The sequence below is a fragment of the Labrys sp. E2SS-1L genome (assembly GCF_057073705.1).
Window position 1 is genome coordinate 395,240 of the sequence record NZ_CP172713.1, and the last position, 17,923, is coordinate 413,162.

Genomic DNA, 17,923 nt, shown 5'->3' on the forward strand with positions numbered 1-17,923 from the left:
GAAAGCGCTGGAAATTGCAAAAATACGTTTAAACAATGAGTTAGCGCTGAGAATGGTGCCGTCTTGTTGGCTCACTCGTGTCATCCCGGCCACAACTTGTTCGCAAGGTGCGGCTGAGCACGCATCGCAGCACGAAGTGATGCGATACCGAGGCGTGACCGCAAGCCAAGAGTCTGTATTCGAACGGTCGCAGGAGACGAGATGAAGCATCTTCGGTTCTCGACGGCCAGGCAGGTGATCGACGCCTTCCCGAACCTCGATGGCGAGTTTTCCGGATATAATCTCGACCTTGAGCCTTTCGCGTTCATCGAGGCCTTGCTGGCGCAGGGCGGCGCGCGCAAGGCCATGATGTTCTGTGCCTTCGTGCTGCCGCGCCGCGAGGCCGTGCAATGGCTCAGCCTGGCGTTGCGCCAGCGGCCGCAGCCGCCGAGCGGCGCGGAGGCCAACTTGCTGCGCCTGGTCGATGACTGGCTGAAGAAACCCATTGAGTTTACCCGCCGTGCGGCCCTCGATGCAGGCATGGACGATCCCGATAAGGGCGCCTTCGCCTGGGCCGCCCTGGCGGCGGGCTGGAGCGGGGGGAGTCTCTCGCCCAATCCCGAACATCCGGTCCCGCCGCCCCCGCATCTGACCGGTCACGCCGTGAATGTCGGCTTGACGTTGCTGGTCGCCTGCCTGCCCATGGCCAGGCAGGTTGGTGGCATGGAAGACCTGGTCGGCGATGCCGTGGCGCTGCTGCGACGCGGCGGTTCCTGACCGTGGCAAGGCGCGATTTCCCGGAAACCTATTGAGCTCTAAGCCTCTGTTTTGGCGCGTTTTCTTGATCGAAGGGCCTATCAATTCTTCCACAAAACGCTCTATTTATCGTTTGCCTCATGACGTGACAGGACTTTGCAACCGCCATGCTGACACTCAGGATCGAGAACTTTGATCGCCTGCCCGATGGCGGGCCGTTGGAGTTTGCGATCGACAAGCGCGGTTTCGATTTTGGGCGCGACCAGCATCTCGACTGGACCTTGCCCGATCGCAACCGGGTGATCTCCGGCAAGCATTGCGAAGTGCGCTTCTACGACGGCGCCTATTGGCTGACCGATACCTCGACCAACGGTACCTTTCTCAACGGCTCCAGCAAGCGCCTGCAAAGCCCCTACCGTCTCGCTGATGGCGACAGGCTGGCTGTGGGCGACTATGTGCTGGCGGTATCGATCAAGCTGCCACAGGCACCGGTGCAGCCGGCTCCGCCACCTCCGAGTTCGAGCCCGGGCCCGTCCCTGGCAAGCGCGGATATCTGGGACAGCCCGCACGAGGCACCACCTCCCATCGATGCGAGCCAATTATTGCCGCCGCTGAGCGAGGCTGATCGTGGGCCGGATTTCCTGCACCAGGCCGCCTATGTGCCGCCGCCCCTCGAGGAGCCGGAGCCGATCCGCAAGCCCAGACCTTCCCTTCCGATGCCGGCCATTCCGACGCCGGCGCCGGCCGCCGCGTTGTGGGAAAGCGAGGATCCCGGCCCGGTCGAGCCTGCCAAGGCCGAACCGGCGGCAGAAGAGGTGGCGCCGGTTGTGGTCAAGCCCAGGGATGCCGTGGAGGCCCCGAAGCCAGTTGCTGAGCGGAACGTTCCGGCGCCATCTTCGGGCGATGTCGGTGCGGCCGAATTCATTCGCCGCTTTGCGGCCGGTGCGGGCATTCCCGAGAACATCTTCGGCGGCGTCGATGCCGGCGACCTGGCGGAGGATGCCGGACGGCTCCTCAATGTCGCCTGCCTGCATGTGATGGCCCTGCTGCGGGCACGGGCAGAGGCCAAGGCGCTGTCGCGTGCCGGCAACCGCACCATGATCAGCGCTGAGGACAACAACCCGCTGAAGTTCATGCCGACCCCGGAGGAGGCCCTGCGGGTCATGCTGGGTCCGCGGACCCGGGGTTACCTCGACGGCAGGGCCGCGCTCGAGAACGCCTTCGGCGATCTCAAGATGCATCAGGTCGCGTTCCTGGCCTCGATGCAGGCGGCGCTGACCGAGCTCTTCGACGAATTGTCCCCCGAGGCCATCAAGACCGCAGCAGATGCCAAGAAATCCCTGTTTTCCGGCAAGGGCAACTATTGGGAACTCTATGCCGAGCGCTGGGCGGCCAGGGTCGGCCGCCGCGAACATGGCATGCTCGGCGCCTTCCTGGAGCTCTATGCCGAGCAATATGACAAGCTGAGCGCCTCGAACCGCAACCGGCATTCGTGAGGCAGGCTCGCGCGATCTGGAGATTGGCCTTCCATCGTCGCGTTTCCCTGTGCGGCATCGGCATCACTGCAACAGCGCCAGCACGGATGTCTTGAGCGCGGCGAAGGCGGGATCGCTGGCGAATTTCGCCAAAGGCTCGTTACTGACCGTCGTGGTGCCCGTATCCTGCGAGGGCGTCGAAGTGCCCGAGATCGCCGCACCCATCTTCTTGGCGGCCCAGGCGATCAGGAAGCTCAGCGTCTTGCCCTGCTCGAAGGGGTTGGCCCGCACATGGGCGGCGCCGAACACGTCGGAGATCAGGCTGTTCTGCGGGCCTCGGAGTGCCTTCACCGCTCCGCCCGATCCGAGGAAATGCGCCAGATAGAGATTGCCGGGCGTGACGGCATGGCCGGCCTGCCGGATCACCGCGGCATTGTCGCGGGTATGGGCTGTCGTCATCGCCCGCGCGAGGTCGCAATTGGTGCGCATCGCCAGCACTTCCTGGCGGCTGCGGCCGACCAGAAGATCGGGTCGATGCAGGCGGATGGTGGTCATCCAGGTCGATTCGATGAATTGGCCGAGCCCGACAGCGGTGGAGAGCGGATTGGCGGCATTGCACTTGTTGCCGCTTTCAATGGTGATGATACGGCCGACGAACTGGTCGACGGCACCGTTGGCGCCACCGGCGGTGCTGGTGGCAGTGGCGGCGCTAGCACTGGCGGTGGTGGCGCTCACCTGGCTGTCGGCGACCGGATCGACCGGCACGCCATTGTTGCGAACCTCGAAATGCAGGCGCGATTCGCGGCTGGAGGCCGGCGTGCCGACATAGCCGATGGCCTCGCCGGCCTGGACGCTGCTGCCGACGGCAAGCCCGGTCGCCGCCCGCGCGAGATAGCCATACATCGATGTCTTGCCGTCGTCATGGGAGAGCCGCACCACCGTGCCGAAATTGCTTTCCTCGCCGATGGCGGTGACCTTGCCCGGATAGGCGGCAACCACGGGCGAACCCACCGGGGCCGTCCAGTCGATGCCGTAATTCATGGACGCGGCCGAAGTGTCCGAGCCCTGCGGGCCGAACCTGGCGACGATCACGCCGTTGACGGGCGTGACCATGCCGCCGCCATCGGGCAGGCTGCCCTGGCCCGCCGACGACACGCATTCGAAGGGGGCGCCGGCCTGGGGCTGCATCACATAGCAATCGAGATTGCCGGTGGTGCGCCCGATGCTGACGAAGACGATGCGGCCAAGACCCTGCTTCGAATCGCGCGGGGCCGGCGAGTAGATCAGCGAAATCGTGTCGCCCGGCTGCACTTTCTGCTCCAGGTCCTGGGCCCGCGACAGCAGCATGATCGCCTCGCCGATCACCGGGGCCGGCAGCCGGTTGCGCAGCGCCGTGACATAGATTGCATCGAGCAGGCGCGGCTGGTTCTCCGGATCGACCTGCACCGGCGCCAGCGGCGCCGCGAAGGGATCACGCCGATACCAGGGATCTTCGGAACGCACATAGGTGCCGACATCGTTGAGGGCGATGGAGCCGACGAGCTCGGTCTTGGCATAGACCGACACCTGCACCGGCTGCATGTGGTTGGGATCGCCGTTCAAGGCGACCGCGCGCACCACATAGCGATCATCGGCCTCGAGCATCGGGCGGTTGTAGAAGGCATTGAAGGCATCGCCGGCCGCACCGGCCTGCTGGGTATCCAGGCCGAGATTGTTAAGCGCGTCGGCGAGGCGGATCCGAGCCTTGGCCTTTTGAGCAAAATCCGCGACGCGGTCGCCCGTGCTCGTGCTCGAAGCCGCGATCGAGGAGGAACCGGTGCTGGCATCGGCACCGCCTTCGCCGTCTGTCGTGCCACCGGCAGCGGGCGCCTCCTGGGCGATGGCGATATCCTCCTGCGAACCCAGCACCGCGACCTGCGATTGCGGCGTGGGCAGGTCCAGCACGTCCTTCAGGCGGAACACCTCGTTCTTGATGCCAAGGCTGCCCGCCGCCTTGCGCTGCGTATCGCTTGCCAGCTTGATCAACTGGCGCGGAGCGTCGGCGAGCTGCGGCACGATCACCGGGTCGCCGCTGAGATCGATGATGCGGGGCTTGATCGCCGCCCGGATCAGGGCTTCGTCTTCGGCTTCATTGTCCTCGCCCTGCACCGGAACCAGGCTGGCCTGAAGGTCGCTGTCCGTCACCGTGACCTGCTGGCGGGTCCGATCGGGAGCAAGCAGATAGATGGTGGTCACGGCCGAGCCAAGGCCGAGAAAAAGGAGGGCCGCGGCCATGGTGAGATAGACCAGCGCACCCGCGGGGCGGGCGCCTGATGGCCCAGGCCTGGCGGTATCCGCGCCCTTTGGCGCGCTCCCGGCAGGGCCGGCTTTGTCGGCTACTGGCTTGGCAGCCTTCTTCGCGCTCCGCGCGGGAGGCTTGGCCGGCACGATGATGGTGGCATTGGTGTCTTCCCCGGCCGGTCCGGTCTGCGGCTCAATCGCGGCCGGCCGGGACGGGTCCGCGGGATCGGAGGATTTTTGCCCGGCTATGACTGTCTTGTCGTCCATGGCGGGGGCGTGCCAGGTCAGGGTTTGTCGTCAGGGCGGATGAAGACCGTCCACGAGCCGGTATCGCCGGTATCGACCTCCTTGAACTTGGCCTGGACGAAACCGCGCACCCAGCAGTCCCAGGGCTGGTCCTGCACCTTTTCGATCTTGAAGCGTTTGGTGTCGACGCACATGTCCCAGTTTCCCTCGAATGCGCTGTCGCCTGTCGCGGTCGTCGCGTAGATATAGACATATCTCAGCTTGAGATCGGCCAGATCTTCCTTGATCGGCGTGACACAAGTATTGCCCGGTAATGTCCACCAGCCTTCGGTGGCGAATTTCTTGTCGATTTCGGCGCCGATGGCGACATTGTATAGAGTGACCGACTGGTTGCACACTCGAAAGGCTGCTTCGGCACGGTCGACATGGCCCCAAACCAAGCCGAACGGCACCATGGCAAAGCCTAAGGCAAGGCGCGTTCTGGCCAAAACGCCCTTTTTCTCTGATTTCTTGTTTCGACGCGTCTTTGCGATGCTTGGTATGTCCAATACATCGCAAAACGCCACAGCCTTCGCATCCGCAGACATTGAGGGAACAGCTTCGAGAGCACTGAACGATTGTAGCACGCGAATACAAATTTCGTATCTGCCGCACCACTTTCTGTCTACCTCACAATGGGGGAGGCGAGAGCCGGGCGCTTGTTCTAAGCTACAGTGGTAGGGTCGATGTAAGCCGGTGGATCGCTTGACTTCCTCAGGTCATATGGCACAGTTCGCAAGAAGCCGAGAGAATTTGCTCGCGCAACGGCCGAACGTTTTTGGGCGAGGCCTTGCGACAGCATTGCCGAGCCTGACAATCACACAACCAAATCCTTCGGGCGGCTGATCGATGTCCTGGTATAGCAAAGTCGCTTGGTCGGAAGGTCTGTTCCTCCGGCCACATCATTTGCAGCAGGGCGATCGCTATCTCGAACATCTGCTCGAGGGCCGCACCAGCCAGATCACGCCCTATCCCTGGGGCTTCAGCGAGATCGAGATCGATCGCGACCTGGCGCAGCAAAGCAAGTTCGGCCTGCGCCGCGCCGCGGGCATCCTGTCGGACGGTACGCCGTTTCGCTTCCCCGGCGATTGCCCGCCGCCGCCGCCCGCCATGGTGCCCGAAAATGCCGCCGGGCTGTTCGTCTGGCTGTGCATGCCCATGGCCCAGCCCAACAGCCGCGAGATCGACGAGCCGGAGAGCGAAAGCGGCAGCCGCTATGTGGTGCAATCGGAGACGCTGATCGATGCATCCTCCGCCCTGCAGATCGAGGAAGAGATCGACGTTGCGGTGCCGCGCTTCAGCTACGAGATCCGCCGGACGCCGAAGCCGGGCTTCGTCTGCATGCTCTGTGCCCGGATTATCGAGGTCAACGACAAGACCATCGTCTTCGACGAGCGCTTTGCCCCGCCCGTGCTGGTGGTCGCCGCCCATGCTGCCGTTACCGGCTGGCTCGACCGTGTGATCGGCTGGGTGGAGACCAAGCTCGACGAACTGGCGCGCTTCGCCTCGGACCCGCGCTCCAGCGGCGGCATGCAGAGCGTCGACTATTTTGTGCTGCAGATGCTCAACCGCGAAATTCCGGCGCTTCGGCACATGCGCCGTTCGAAATACACCCATCCTGAGCGGCTCTATGTGGAGTTGCTGCGTCTGGCCGGGGAGCTGGCGACCTATTCCACGCGGGAGCGGCGCGCCAACGACTATCCGGCCTATGACCATGACAATCCCGGCACCACCTTCGCTCCGGTGCTGGCCGACATTCAGCGCTTCCTCAGCGTCGACATCAGCCGCGCTATCCGGCTGGAGATCGTGGAGAAGGCCACCAATGCCTTCCTGGCGACCGTGACCGACCGCAATCTGTTCCGGGCGTCGACCTTCGTGCTCGAAGTGGCGGCGCAGCGTTCGCTCACCGAGTTGCAGACGCAGTTCCCGGCTCTGTTCAAGGTCGGCCCCAATACGCGGATGAACGAGATCGTGCACGCCCACCTTCCCGGCATCGGGCTCATTCATCTGCCGACGCCACCGGCGCAGATCCGGGCGATTACCAGCCACGTCTATTTCGCGCTCGACCGCATGTCGCCGCTCTGGCCCGAATTCAGCACCGCGAGCGGCATCGGCATGCATTTTTCCGGCGACTGGCCCGGGCTTGAGCTCAATCTGTGGGTCGTCAAGGAAGACGTGAAATAGGATGTGGGCACATGACGAACGGCAAGGGCCCGTTCGGGTCTAACCCCGACTCCGAAAAGACGGTGATCAAGCCCAATCCGGGCGGCCGGCGTGACGGCCAGGGTGTGCCTTATCCCGGCGCAACCCCCGCGCCTGCCCAGGACATCTGGGGCGGCCCCCGCGTGGCGGCAGGTGCTGCAGCGCCGCAGCCTCCTCAGGGCCACCCCTATCAATCCCTGGCCGAGACGCCGCGCGCCCAGCCTCCCCTGCCGATCGGGCCCGCCACGGTGGATCTCGAAGCGCTCGGCGTCAGCGACAAGACCGGCGGGCCCAATCCCATCCTCGAAGCGGCCATGCCCCTGCTGCTGGTGCTGGCCAATATCCGGATCGCCAGGCAGGTTCCCCAGGTTGCGCCGATGATGAGCACGGTGGCGCAGGGCATCGAGACCTTCGAGGCCGAACTCAATGCGCGTGGCATTCCCGAACCCCAGGTGCGCACCGCCAAATATGCTGTCTGCGCCACCGCCGACGACATCGTGCAGAACCTGCCGAGCTCGGACCGCAATCTGTGGACGCAATACAGCATGCTGAGCCGCTATTTCCAGGTGCGCGACAGCGGTGTCGGCTTTTTCGACGAGTTGGCCAAGCTGCGGCAGCACCCGCAGATCAACCACAATCTGCTCGGCCTGATGCATGCCTGCATGTCGCTCGGCTTCGAAGGCAAATACCGGGTTGCCGGCGGCGACGTCCCGCATCAGCAGATCCGCCGCGACCTCTACGAAACCCTGCGCGCTCGGGAAGCGCGGGTGACGGATCATATCTCGCCACATTGGCGGGGGCAGGACATCGCTGCGGCCTATGTGCGCCGGACCGTGCCTTTGTGGGCGATCACCTCCGTCGCCGCCGGCCTGCTCCTCCTCAGCTTCCTGGTATTCCGCTGGCTGCTCGGCGGCATGTCCGATACGGCGAGCGCCGGCCTGCTGGCGCTGCATCCGAATGGCGATATCCATATCTATCGCACCGTGCCGGCGCCTCCGCCGCCACCCCCGCCGATCAAGGTCACCACCCAGCTCGAGCGCATCCGCGAGCGCCTGAAGGACGACATCGCCGCCAAGAAGGCTTCGGCCGACTATTCCGGCAAGGACATCGTGGTGCGCCTCCTCAACGATTCCCTGTTCGACAAGGGCAGCACCACCCTGCGCCCGGATGCCGTGCCCGTCATTGGCCATATCGCAGCAGCGCTCGACAAGGAGCCCGGCCAGATCCGCATCGTCGGGCATACGGATAACACGCCGGTGCGCGCCACCCTGCGCTACAAGGACAACCAGCAGCTTTCCGAGCAGCGGGCGCAGGCGGTCGAGAAGATCCTGGTCGGCGGCATTGCCGATCCCAAGCGCCTGACGACGTCGGGGCAAGCTGATACAGCGCCGATCGATCTCAGCAACACGGCCGAGGGCCGGGCCAAGAACCGGCGCGTCGAAGTGTTCATCCCGCGCGAGGATATGTGATGAAGCGCTGGGTCATCTTCGTCGTCAGCTTTTTGGCCGTGGTGGCGCTGTGCGCAGTGATCTGGCTGGTGCTGCCGCTTGTCACCGTCGCCGGCATCGAGCCCTTCGACAGTCCCTGGCTGCGGCTGGCGCTGATCGGCCTGCTGCTGGCGATCTATTTCTGCTGGCTGGCCTATCGCATCTACAAGCACGGGCAATCGGCCAGGGCGCTCGCCGAGAACATCGCGGTGCAGGAGCCCGAGGATGACGGCTCGGATGCCTCCGTGCTGGCCGAGAAGATGCGCGACGCCCTGCTCACGCTCAAGGGCTCACGCCGCACCAAGGGCGACTTTCTCTACGAACTGCCCTGGTATCTCATCGTCGGGCCGCCTGGCGCCGGCAAGACCACGGCCCTGATGAATTGCGGCCTGAAATTCCCGCTGGCTGCCCATACCGGCCCGATCGCGGGCAGCGGCGGCACGCGTTACTGCGATTGGTGGTTCACTGAGGACGCCGTCTTCATCGACACCGCCGGCCGCTATACCACGCAGGATTCCGACACCGAATCCGACCGCAAGAGCTGGCTTTCCTTCCTCGACCTCCTCAAGCGCCACCGTGAGCGCCAGCCCATCAATGGCGTGCTGGTGGCCATCTCGATCGGCGACCTCCTGTCGATGAAGGAGGCCGAACTCGGCGCTCACGCCGTCGCCATCCGCAAGCGCCTGGCCGAGCTCAACAATCGCCTGCAGGTCGATTTCCCGGTCTATGTCATCTTCACCAAGGCCGACCTCATTGCCGGCTTCATGGAGTATTTCGGCAATCTCGACCCCGAGGAGCGCAAGGCGGTTTGGGGGGCGACCTTCCAGACCAGGAACAAGAAGGAAAACCGGGTCAGCGACGTCGGACCGGAGATCGACCTTCTGGTCTCAAGGCTGAGCGCCGAATTGTCCGATCGCCTGCAGGAGGAGCCTGATCCGATTTCGCGCGTGAGGCTCACCGGCCTGCCGTCCCAGCTTGCGGCGCTGAAGCCCACCATAACCCGCTTCCTCAACCAGATCTTCGAGCCGACGCGCTATCAGACCAGTGCCGCCTTGCGCGGCTTCTACTTCACCTCCGGCACCCAGGAAGGCACGCCGATCGATCAGTTGCTGGGTTCGCTGTCGCGCGATCTCGGTCTGCAGGCGGGCGCCAGCCTTGCTTATTCAGGAAAAGCCAAGAGCTTCTTTCTGGAGCACCTGCTCACCAAGGTCGTGTTTGGCGAGGCGGGCTGGGTCTCCACCAATGCCGCCGCAGTGCGTCGCAAGATCCTCTTGCAGACCTCGGGCTATGTGCTCGTCGCCGGCGTGACGCTGGCTGCGCTTGGCGGCTGGTTGACCAGCTATTACGGTAACAAGACACTGATCGACCGCACCGATGCCGCCACCGCCGCCTATGCCAACGACACGGCGGGCCTGCTCAAGGAGGATCCGATCAACGATGCCGATTTCCTCAAGATCGTCGGGCCGCTCGACAAGCTGCGCGATTTTCCCTGGGGCTATGACCGGCTCGACAACGAACCGCAGATCAAGGACACACTGGGACTGGGCCAGCACAAGCGCATCGGCACGGCAAGCGTGGCTGCCTATCGCGATGGGCTGGATCGGCTGCTGCGGCCGCGTATCCTCTTCCATCTCGAAAAGCGGCTCGCCGACCTGCAGGATCAGCCGGAGCAGCTCTACGAGCCGCTCAAGGTCTATATGATGCTGGGCGGCGATCCCGTCATTCCGGTGGACACCGCGCTGATCGAGGGCTGGATGCGGGGAGATTGGGAAAGCCTCTATCCGGGCGAGCCCAACAAGGCGACACGCGACAGCCTGGACCGGCATCTCGACGCCATGCTCGGCATCGAGGGCACGCCGCGCCCGATCGCCCTCAATGGCGATCTCGTCAAGGCGAGCCAGGTGGCCTTGACGCGGCTGTCGCTGGCCGAACGCGCCTTTGCCATCATCAAGTCGACCGCCCACGACCAGAGCGTCAGGGACTGGACCGTGGCGGGCAATGCCGGCCCCGATGCCGCCGTCGTCTTCGGCACCAATGACGGTTCACCCATCGAGAGCGTCGGCGTCCAGTCGCTGTTCACTTATGACGGCTTCTACGCCCTGTTCCTCGACAAGATGAAGTCGGTCATCACGCTTTTGCAGAATGAGCGCTGGGTCCTGGGCGAGGCGGGCAGCACGCAGGCCATCGACGAGCAATATGCCAATCTCGGCCCCGATCTCTACCGCATCTACGACCAGGAATTCATCAAGGCGTGGACGGCGGCGCTGGCGAAGTTGAAACTCAACAGCTTCGCTGCCGACAAGCCCGGCTATGCCACGCTGCGGGCTGCCACCGGCGCCGCTTCGCCGATCAAGCTCTTGTTTGAGTCCATCTCGGCGCAAACCAGGCTGACGGAAGCACGGCAGGGCGCCGATAGCGACGTCGGCGGCAAGCTCAAGGATGCGGCGGTTAAGGCCGCCACCAAGGCTGTCACCAGAGCGGCCGGCAGCAAGCTCGATGACATGGCAGCGATCGGCCTCGACGCCGCCAAGAAAGCCGCCGGCCGTGGCGGCAATGTCGAGGCGCCTTTCGTGCCCGGTGCTATCATCCAGGAACATTTCCGCCGCTATCACGACCTTGTTCGCAAGAACGGCGACAAGAGCCAGATCGACCTCCTGGTCGAGCAGCTGAAGGGTCTCTACCAGAGCCTGATCGACGAGCAGGACTTCGAGCGTGCCGTACAGGCCCGCCAGAACATGCAGACCTTCCTCGGCTCCATCGCCACCAGCTCGTCGCGCCTGGAAGCTCCCTTCGACGTCGTGTTCCGCGATGCCATGGCGGAGTTCGAGCAGAAAATCGTCGGCGACAAGGTCGATGACCTCAAGGGCGCGCTGAAAGGTTCCGTGACGCGCGAATGCCTCAATATCGTCGGCAACAAATATCCCTTCTCGCCCGGCAGCAAGCAGGAGGTGCCGATCGGCGAGTTCGGCCGCCTGTTCGGGCCGAACGGCATCTTCGATACCTTCTTCCGCGAAAAGCTGGCGGGGCTGGTGGATACATCCGGCGCGGCCTGGGGCTGGAAGCAGAATTCGAAGTTCAGCCAGGCGCTGTCGCCCGAGACGCTGCGCCAGTTCCAGAACGCGGCGCGCATCAAGGAGGCGTTCTTCAGCGGACGCGGCACCTCGCCCAATGTGAAATTCGCACTGGTGACCCAGTCGATGAGCCAGAAGACGGCCTCGGTGAGCTTCGAGGTCAACGGCACCAAGCTCGACAGCCCGTTCGGCGTGAGCTCGCGCGGGGATTTCGAATGGCCGGGCCGCTCTCCCGACGGCACCGCCTCGATCACCATGCCCGAAAGCGACGGCACATCACCCAGCTTGCGCTTCACCGGCGGCTGGGCGCTCTATCGCCTGCTGCAGAAGGGCGACATGCGCCAATCCGGCAACAAGGCGACGGCCCGTTTCGTCGTCGGCGGCCGGGAAGTCACTTATCAATTGACCTTCGATACACTCGACAATCCCTTCACCATCCTGTCGCAACTCAAATTCGCCTGTCCGTCGGATCTCTAGAGCGGCCCTCATGATGACAATGTGCGGCATGTTCGGAAAGCTGCCCTCCAAGCGGGACTTCGTGGCCTACAACATGCCGCGGCCCTTCCTCGACCAATGGGAGGAGTGGCTCCAGAGTGCCGTCGCCGCCAGCCGGCACGCGCTCGCCGAGCGCTGGCAAGAGATCTATCTGAGCTTTCCGATCTGGCGCTTCTGGTGCGGCAGGCGGGTCTTCGGCACGCCGGTGACCGGTGCGCTGATGGCCTCGGTCGACGGGGTCGGGCGTTATTTCCCGCTGACGATATGCGCCTGCGAGCCGCCCGATGCCTATCTGGAGCCGCCGCCTTCGCGGGGGCTCGACCAGTGGCACGAAGGCTGCGAGCAGTTCCTGCTCCATATGCTCGATGACCAGTTCGAGCGCGAGCCGTCTCATCTGCTGGCGCAGATCCCGTTCCCGCCCCTGGCATCGCGCCTGCCGCCGCCGCAGCGCGATGGTGGTCTGCTGCTCTGGCCTGGCGAAGACCTGCCGATTGCCGATGCTTTCCGCTCGCTCGACATGGCGGATGGGGATGCGCGCAACGGCGCCCGCAGCTATTGGTGGACGCATGGCGGCCAAGGGGCGCATCCTGGCGGGCACACCGCCAGGCTCGTGGTGACTGAGGGCAAGCCCGGCGCCCAGTTCTTTTCGTTCCTGATGACAGGGGAGGCTGTTTGATGGACCCTTGGGCATCCAGCGAGCATCTGAAATTCGAAACCGCGGCGCTGACCCATCCGGGCCATGTGCGTCGCTTCAACGAGGATTGCATCTTTACCGATGGCGCGCGTGGCATCTGGATGGTGGCAGACGGGATGGGCGGCCACCGCGACGGCAATCTCGCCAGCGCGATGATCGGCGATGCCGCGCGAGGCCTCGGCAAGACCGCATCCTTGATGGAATTCGCGGAGGCGTTCCGGCGCGAGATCGCCACCGTCAACGCCGAACTGCTGGCCCGCTCCCAGGGCCGGCCCGAGCTTATCGTCGGCTCGACGGTCGTGGCGCTGCTGACCGTTGATGGCAATTATTGCTGCTTGTGGGCCGGCGATTCCCGCTGTTACCTGATGCGTGGGGAGCGTATCGAGCAGCTCTCGCATGACCATACCGAAGTGCAGGAATTGGTGGATCGCGGCATCATCAGCCAGGAAGAGGCGGTAAGCTGGCCACGCCGCAACGTGGTGACCCGCGCTGTCGGCGCCATCGATGATTTCGAGCTCGAACAGGCCACCGGTGTGATAAAGTCGGGGGATCGTTTCGTCCTGTGCAGCGATGGCCTGACCGGGCATGTCAAGGATGAGGAAATCCTCGCCGTGAGCACCGGGCTGAGCGCCAACCAGGCGAGCCACGAACTTCTCGAACTTGCCTTGGCGCGCGGTGGCAAGGACAATATCTCCGTTGTCGTCGTCAATGTCGTCGACAGGGGCGCGACAACGCTTGTGATGCGATAATGGCGCCGATGGAACCGTCCTCGAACGATGAGCGAACGCGGATCGCGATCCGCGGTTCGGCTGTGAGCATCGGCGCCGAACTCAATCAGACCTATCGCATCGACGCACTTCTCGGCGTCGGCGGCATGGGAGAAGTCTATAAGGGCCACAACATCCAGACCGGCGACCCGGTGGCGATCAAGATCGTTCTGCCGGAATTTGCCGAGGACGAGACCATTCTCGGCCTGTTCCGCAAGGAAGCGCGGATCCTCAACCATCTCTATCACGAGGCAATCGTCCGCTATTACGTGTTTTCGATCGATCCGGCGCTGTCGCGACCCTATCTGGCGATGGAGTATGTGGACGGCCCGTCGCTCGCGGCCCATGTGAAGAATGCACCGCTCACGGCCGCCGAATTCATGCCCTTGCTGCGCCGGCTGGCCGACGGCCTGCATCGGGCGCATCTTGCCGGCGTGATTCACCGCGACATGTCGCCCGACAATGTCATCCTGCCGGGCGGCCTGGTCCAGAATGCCAAGATCATCGATTTCGGCATTGCGCGTTCAGCCAATGTCGGTGGCGAAACCTTGCTGGGCGGCAGTTTTGCCGGAAAATATAATTTCGTCTCGCCCGAGCAGCTCGGCCTCTTCGGCGGCGAAGTCACGCCCAAATCAGACATTTACAGCCTCGCTTTGGTGATGGCGGCCGCGATGCGCGGCCGCGCGCTGGACATGACCGGCTCGCAACTCGACATCATCGAAAAACGCCGCAACGTGCCCGATCTCGATGGCGTTCCCAGGCAGTTCCATGCCGTGCTGGCGGCGATGCTGGCGCCCGATCCGGCGGGGCGGCCGGAGGACATGGCCGCCATCCGCGACTGGCCGGACGGGCCGGCGACACCCAAGGCGAAGGCCGAGAAGCCGAAAGCCGAAAAGCCCAAGGCTGTTGCGGCCAGATCGTCGGAAGCTTCCTCGACAAGGCCTTCGCACGTCCTGCGCAACACGGCTTTTGCCGTCACTGCCGTCGCGGTCATCGGCCTTGGTGTGGCGGGAGGCTGGATCTACACGGAGGGGGGGCTGTTCTCTGGCAACACCCCGCCCATTGGCGGTCAACCCGACAACAAGCAGCCGGATGGCAACAGCCAGGAAACCCTGGCCAGACAGGAGTCTGAGCGCCGTGAGCGCTTGGGCAAGCAACTTGCGAGCGCCGGCCAGGACGTGGCGGCGCTGAAGAGCTTCCTCGATCAGTGCGGTGCGGATTGCCCCGACGATCTCGCCCGCCAGGCGAGAGACAGCATCAGCACCCAGGAGGCGCAGGCCAAGCGCCGTGCGGACCTGGCAAACCGGCTTGCGAGCGCTGGCCAGGACGTGGCGGCGCTGAAGAGTTTCCTCGACCAGTGCGGCGCGGACTGCCCCGACGATCTCGCCCGCCAGGCGAGGGGCAGCATCAGCACCCAGGAGGTGCAGGCCAAGCGCCGTGCGGACCTGGCAAACCAGCTTGCGAGCGCTGGTCAGGACGTGGCGGCGCTGAAGAGCTTCCTCGAGCAGTGCGGCGCGGACTGCCCCGGCGATCTCGCCCAGCAAGCCCGGACCCGTATCGATGCCGCAAAAGAACTGGCCGTGCAGCATGATCGCCTCGCGGCCCAGCTCACGGCTGCCGGCAAGAATGCCGCAGCACTCAGGCGGTTCCTTGATCAATGCGGTGCCGATTGTCCCGATGATCTGGCTGCAAAGGCGAAAGCCGCGCTGGAAGGCACCAAATTGGCGGCGGTTACATCACCGACGCCGGCCGCGCTCAGGGATTTCGTCGCCGGTTTTGGAGCGGATAGCTGCTTTTCTGCGACGGCGGACGATGTAACGGCGAGTTCCGCAAGCGTCACCGCGCTCGGCACGGCGGCGACGGACCAGAGCTTCGCCGATGCCTTCAAGCTGAAGGCGGGTTTTGCGCCGACGGTGAAACTCGATGCGGTCTCCGACCAGCAGTGCGGCTTCGTCGGGGCGTTGCGCCGGATGTCGGTTGTTGGCGCGCCGCCGTTGAAGATGGTGTTGAGCAAAGCGGAAATTCGAGGCGGCGACGCGGACAAGGGGACGCCGGGCGATCCGCTTACTGTTTCCGTGACCGGGGCGGGCGAACGTAACATCTATCTGTTCGTGATGGACCATAAGGGCGGAATCCAGAACATCAATCGGCTCTGTGCCTCCTGCATCACCATGAAGACGGGAGAAATCGAGGCCGGACTCAGCCTGTCGGCGCCGGCCAAGATCGAGGGCGAAGCTCGGCCAGCCTTTTTCCCCATGCTGGTGTTCGCGGTGGCCTCGTCGCGGCCGCTGATCAGCATCAATGCGCAGGATGCCTTCGAGGCGGATGATTTCATCGCGCCTTTCCTCAAGGAGATCGCCAATGCCCGCGACGTTACCACGGCGGTGGGCTATCTCAAGCTGCGCGACCAGTGACGGCGCACAGAAAGACAGACTGAGGGGCATGTCCTGGGGGAGGGACGCAACCCTTCTTCCTCCAAGAGGTTACAGGCGCTGAGAATCTCTACAGCATCTCCTGAGAATGCCGTGCTGTTTCTTCATGTAAAAGACCGGCATGATTTGCTTTGCTAAAGAGAATACTGATCTTTTTTCAGCATCGTGTTTGCTCACTGTATCGAGCGTGACATTGTAAAATATTGTTGCTGCGTCGCTTTTTCAGAAATCCGACGTCCGATTTTCAGCATTGTTTTCTAGAGTGTGCTTTTGAGCACTTACCAATTCTCCTTGAATCGATAAAGATCGACAAGAGAATTACCGATAGCATTTGTTCATAATGTTTTTCTCAGTAAATATTTAAGCCAATTACGTTATGGTACTGAAGTATTAATAATATAGAAAAACGCAAAAACTTCCGGTTAAAATCAATTGGAGTCCCTATGGCTGACCCCATCATGCTGGATAAGAACGTAATTACATCGATCGCGAGAAATAATCAGCCGGCTGCTGAGAGTTTGAAGAAATACTTAAACGCCGGTACGCCAGTTTATATTTCACGTGCTGCTTACGACGAGTTGGTGACGCGGGCGCAAACGCAAAAACAAGGCGGCGAGTATGATTGGCTGCTCAAGGATGCGCGGATCACGATCGCCCCGGCAGGCAGCATCAAGGATCGCGGTGACGTCTATGCCGACAACATCCAATATGCTCCTGCTCCCAATCGGCCGCAGTTGAAGGATTTCTCGCGCAAGGACGATACCACGAAGCCCGGCGACGTGTTTGTCGTGGCACAGGCCAAGGCCATCAATGCGCGTTTGTGGACCTTCGACAGGAAGGTGCAGAATGCGGCACCCGCGCTCGGTGTCAGACTGGCGCCAGAATGCAGCATTGGCGACCGCAGCGGCGTCGAGGACGTGGCGATAGGCCGGAAATTACTCGGACTGAATCCACGCACCATCGGCGCCGACGGCAAGCCGGTGCCGCCATCGGGAGGATCGGGGGGCGGCTCCGGCGGCAGCTATTCGATCGGGATAGCGGACAACAGCGTGCCGGAATTCGTGGGACCGTCCCCGAAGGGCATGGCGACGATAGCCGGGATCCAACTGGCCTTCGAAGGGGTCAATTTCGTCCTCAACCTGGTCAACGACTACATCCAGAAGGAAAAGGTCACGCAGGCACTGGACCAGGTCAGGCAAACCATAGCCGGCGAACGCGCCTCCAATCCGCGAATGGGTATCCTGCTGTTGTTTTACTATAGCCAGTATCAGGCTGCCGATGAGAGCCTCATCAAGCCGGGTGCTGTGTTCGATCACCTGGCCTGGGGAAAAGGAACCACCCGAGACGAGGCGCTGCGCGATGCCTTGAGCGTGCCGACACTATCGCAGGGCGTCGGGCCAAATGAACGAGCCTTTTCGCAGGAAGTCTGGATCGCGCCGCTTCAGAAATCCGCCATCACGACCGCCAAATGTCCCTTTAAACCTGTTGCGGTAGGGCGATTCTTCCTTGGCGACTCCAACAAGGCGAAATTTCAACAGGTGGATTTCAGCATTCTTGGTGGCTTTGACGATGTGGTCGAGACGAGCGTCGAATTACCGGCCAATACCAATGTCGATTTTGTCGTCCTTGATCCACCAAGCCAGGTCTACTGGTACAATATGAATGGCCGGCAAGCCGTCCACGTGCCGCTTCTGGAGGATAAAACGGCGAATGAGAACATCATCAAGGTGGTAGATCTCGATCCATGGAGTCCCTTCCATGCGAAAGCGGCCATGGTTTTTCCCGTGGACGAATGGACGGAAAAAATATTTGGACAAGTTTCACCCACGGGCAATTATTTCAGTCTCGGGACCTATGTGAATTTCAGCATGATCCGTTGGGTGCGTACCAAAAATATTCATCTGCTGCGCTTCTTGTAACCATGCATGACGGGTGATCGGGGCCGGGGCGTTGCAATCATTGCGCGAATCCGGCCCGCAATCCTTCCAGGCAATCTAATT

Annotated in this window: 11 protein-coding genes; 9 read left to right on the forward strand and 2 right to left on the reverse strand. The window is 63.0% G+C overall.

Going from position 1 to position 17,923, the window contains the following annotated elements; all coding sequences use genetic code 11:
* The first annotated feature begins 201 nt into the window (after nt 1-201).
* Both ACIGJE_RS27605 and tagH read left to right on the forward strand, forming a co-directional pair.
* Nucleotides 202-756 carry a DUF6931 family protein gene (locus ACIGJE_RS27605; RefSeq protein ID WP_415086531.1) on the forward strand — a complete coding sequence of 185 codons (555 nt, stop codon included), beginning with the start codon at nt 202-204 and terminating at the stop codon, nt 754-756.
* Between the two features lie 146 nt (nt 757-902).
* The gene (tagH, locus tag ACIGJE_RS27610) at nt 903-2,231 is read left to right on the forward strand and encodes a type VI secretion system-associated FHA domain protein TagH (RefSeq protein ID WP_367624586.1); all 1,329 of its coding nucleotides are present in this window, start codon (nt 903-905) and stop codon (nt 2,229-2,231) included.
* Between the two features lie 63 nt (nt 2,232-2,294).
* On the opposite strand, the gene ACIGJE_RS27615 is transcribed toward tagH, so the two are convergent.
* Together ACIGJE_RS27615 and ACIGJE_RS27620 are read right to left on the reverse strand one after the other, a co-directional pair.
* Nucleotides 2,295-4,757, reverse strand: a complete 2,463-nt coding sequence (locus ACIGJE_RS27615; RefSeq protein ID WP_483680966.1) for a M23 family metallopeptidase — start codon at nt 4,755-4,757, stop codon at nt 2,295-2,297.
* A 17-nt stretch (nt 4,758-4,774) separates the two neighbouring features.
* Entirely contained in the window at nt 4,775-5,323 is a 549-nt protein-coding gene (locus ACIGJE_RS27620; protein WP_483680967.1) for a DUF1036 domain-containing protein, read from the reverse strand.
* 301 nt (nt 5,324-5,624) lie between these two features.
* On the opposite strand from ACIGJE_RS27620, the gene tssK reads away from it, so the two are divergent.
* The 7 genes from tssK (at nt 5,625) to ACIGJE_RS27655 (ending at nt 17,842) form a co-directional block, all read left to right on the forward strand.
* The gene (tssK, locus tag ACIGJE_RS27625; RefSeq protein ID WP_311943575.1) at nt 5,625-6,959 is read left to right on the forward strand and encodes a type VI secretion system baseplate subunit TssK; all 1,335 of its coding nucleotides are present in this window, start codon (nt 5,625-5,627) and stop codon (nt 6,957-6,959) included.
* A gap of 11 nt (nt 6,960-6,970) precedes the next feature.
* The gene (gene icmH / locus ACIGJE_RS27630; protein WP_394312830.1) at nt 6,971-8,446 is read left to right on the forward strand and encodes a type IVB secretion system protein IcmH/DotU; all 1,476 of its coding nucleotides are present in this window, start codon (nt 6,971-6,973) and stop codon (nt 8,444-8,446) included.
* Nucleotides 8,446-12,012, forward strand: a complete 3,567-nt coding sequence (gene tssM / locus ACIGJE_RS27635; RefSeq protein WP_415086536.1) for a type VI secretion system membrane subunit TssM — start codon at nt 8,446-8,448, stop codon at nt 12,010-12,012. Before icmH ends, tssM begins: the two co-directional genes overlap by 1 nt.
* 10 nt (nt 12,013-12,022) lie before the next feature.
* Nucleotides 12,023-12,706 carry a type VI secretion system-associated protein TagF gene (tagF, locus tag ACIGJE_RS27640; protein ID WP_311943569.1) on the forward strand — a complete coding sequence of 228 codons (684 nt, stop codon included), beginning with the start codon at nt 12,023-12,025 and terminating at the stop codon, nt 12,704-12,706.
* Complete coding sequence (locus ACIGJE_RS27645; protein WP_311943567.1) at nt 12,706-13,473, forward strand: PP2C family protein-serine/threonine phosphatase; 768 nt, start codon at nt 12,706-12,708, stop codon at nt 13,471-13,473. The genes tagF and ACIGJE_RS27645 overlap by 1 nt, the downstream gene beginning before the upstream one ends.
* Before the next feature lie 8 nt (nt 13,474-13,481).
* The gene (locus tag ACIGJE_RS27650) at nt 13,482-15,905 is read left to right on the forward strand and encodes a serine/threonine-protein kinase (RefSeq protein ID WP_311943565.1); all 2,424 of its coding nucleotides are present in this window, start codon (nt 13,482-13,484) and stop codon (nt 15,903-15,905) included.
* Nucleotides 15,906-16,366: 461 nt separating this feature from the next.
* A complete protein-coding gene (locus ACIGJE_RS27655; RefSeq protein ID WP_483680969.1) occupies nt 16,367-17,842 on the forward strand; it encodes a PIN domain-containing protein in 1,476 nt (491 codons plus the stop codon).
* Nucleotides 17,843-17,923: the final 81 nt, after the last annotated feature.

Bases quoted from the DNA above. Each gene is read 5' to 3' on its own strand.
- ACIGJE_RS27645 (WP_311943567.1), top strand. From the start codon at position 12,706: ATGGACCCTTGGGCATCCAGCGAGCATCTGAAATTCGAAACCGCGGCG.
- tagH (WP_367624586.1), top strand. From the start codon at position 903: ATGCTGACACTCAGGATCGAGAACTTTGATCGCCTGCCCGATGGCGGG.
- ACIGJE_RS27655 (WP_483680969.1), top strand. From the start codon at position 16,367: ATGGCTGACCCCATCATGCTGGATAAGAACGTAATTACATCGATCGCG.
- icmH (WP_394312830.1), top strand. From the start codon at position 6,971: ATGACGAACGGCAAGGGCCCGTTCGGGTCTAACCCCGACTCCGAAAAG.
- tagF (WP_311943569.1), top strand. From the start codon at position 12,023: ATGATGACAATGTGCGGCATGTTCGGAAAGCTGCCCTCCAAGCGGGAC.
- tssM (WP_415086536.1), top strand. From the start codon at position 8,446: ATGAAGCGCTGGGTCATCTTCGTCGTCAGCTTTTTGGCCGTGGTGGCG.
- ACIGJE_RS27605 (WP_415086531.1), top strand. From the start codon at position 202: ATGAAGCATCTTCGGTTCTCGACGGCCAGGCAGGTGATCGACGCCTTC.
- ACIGJE_RS27650 (WP_311943565.1), top strand. From the start codon at position 13,482: ATGGAACCGTCCTCGAACGATGAGCGAACGCGGATCGCGATCCGCGGT.
- ACIGJE_RS27615 (WP_483680966.1), bottom strand. From the start codon at position 4,757: ATGGACGACAAGACAGTCATAGCCGGGCAAAAATCCTCCGATCCCGCG.
- ACIGJE_RS27620 (WP_483680967.1), bottom strand. From the start codon at position 5,323: ATGTCTGCGGATGCGAAGGCTGTGGCGTTTTGCGATGTATTGGACATA.
- tssK (WP_311943575.1), top strand. From the start codon at position 5,625: ATGTCCTGGTATAGCAAAGTCGCTTGGTCGGAAGGTCTGTTCCTCCGG.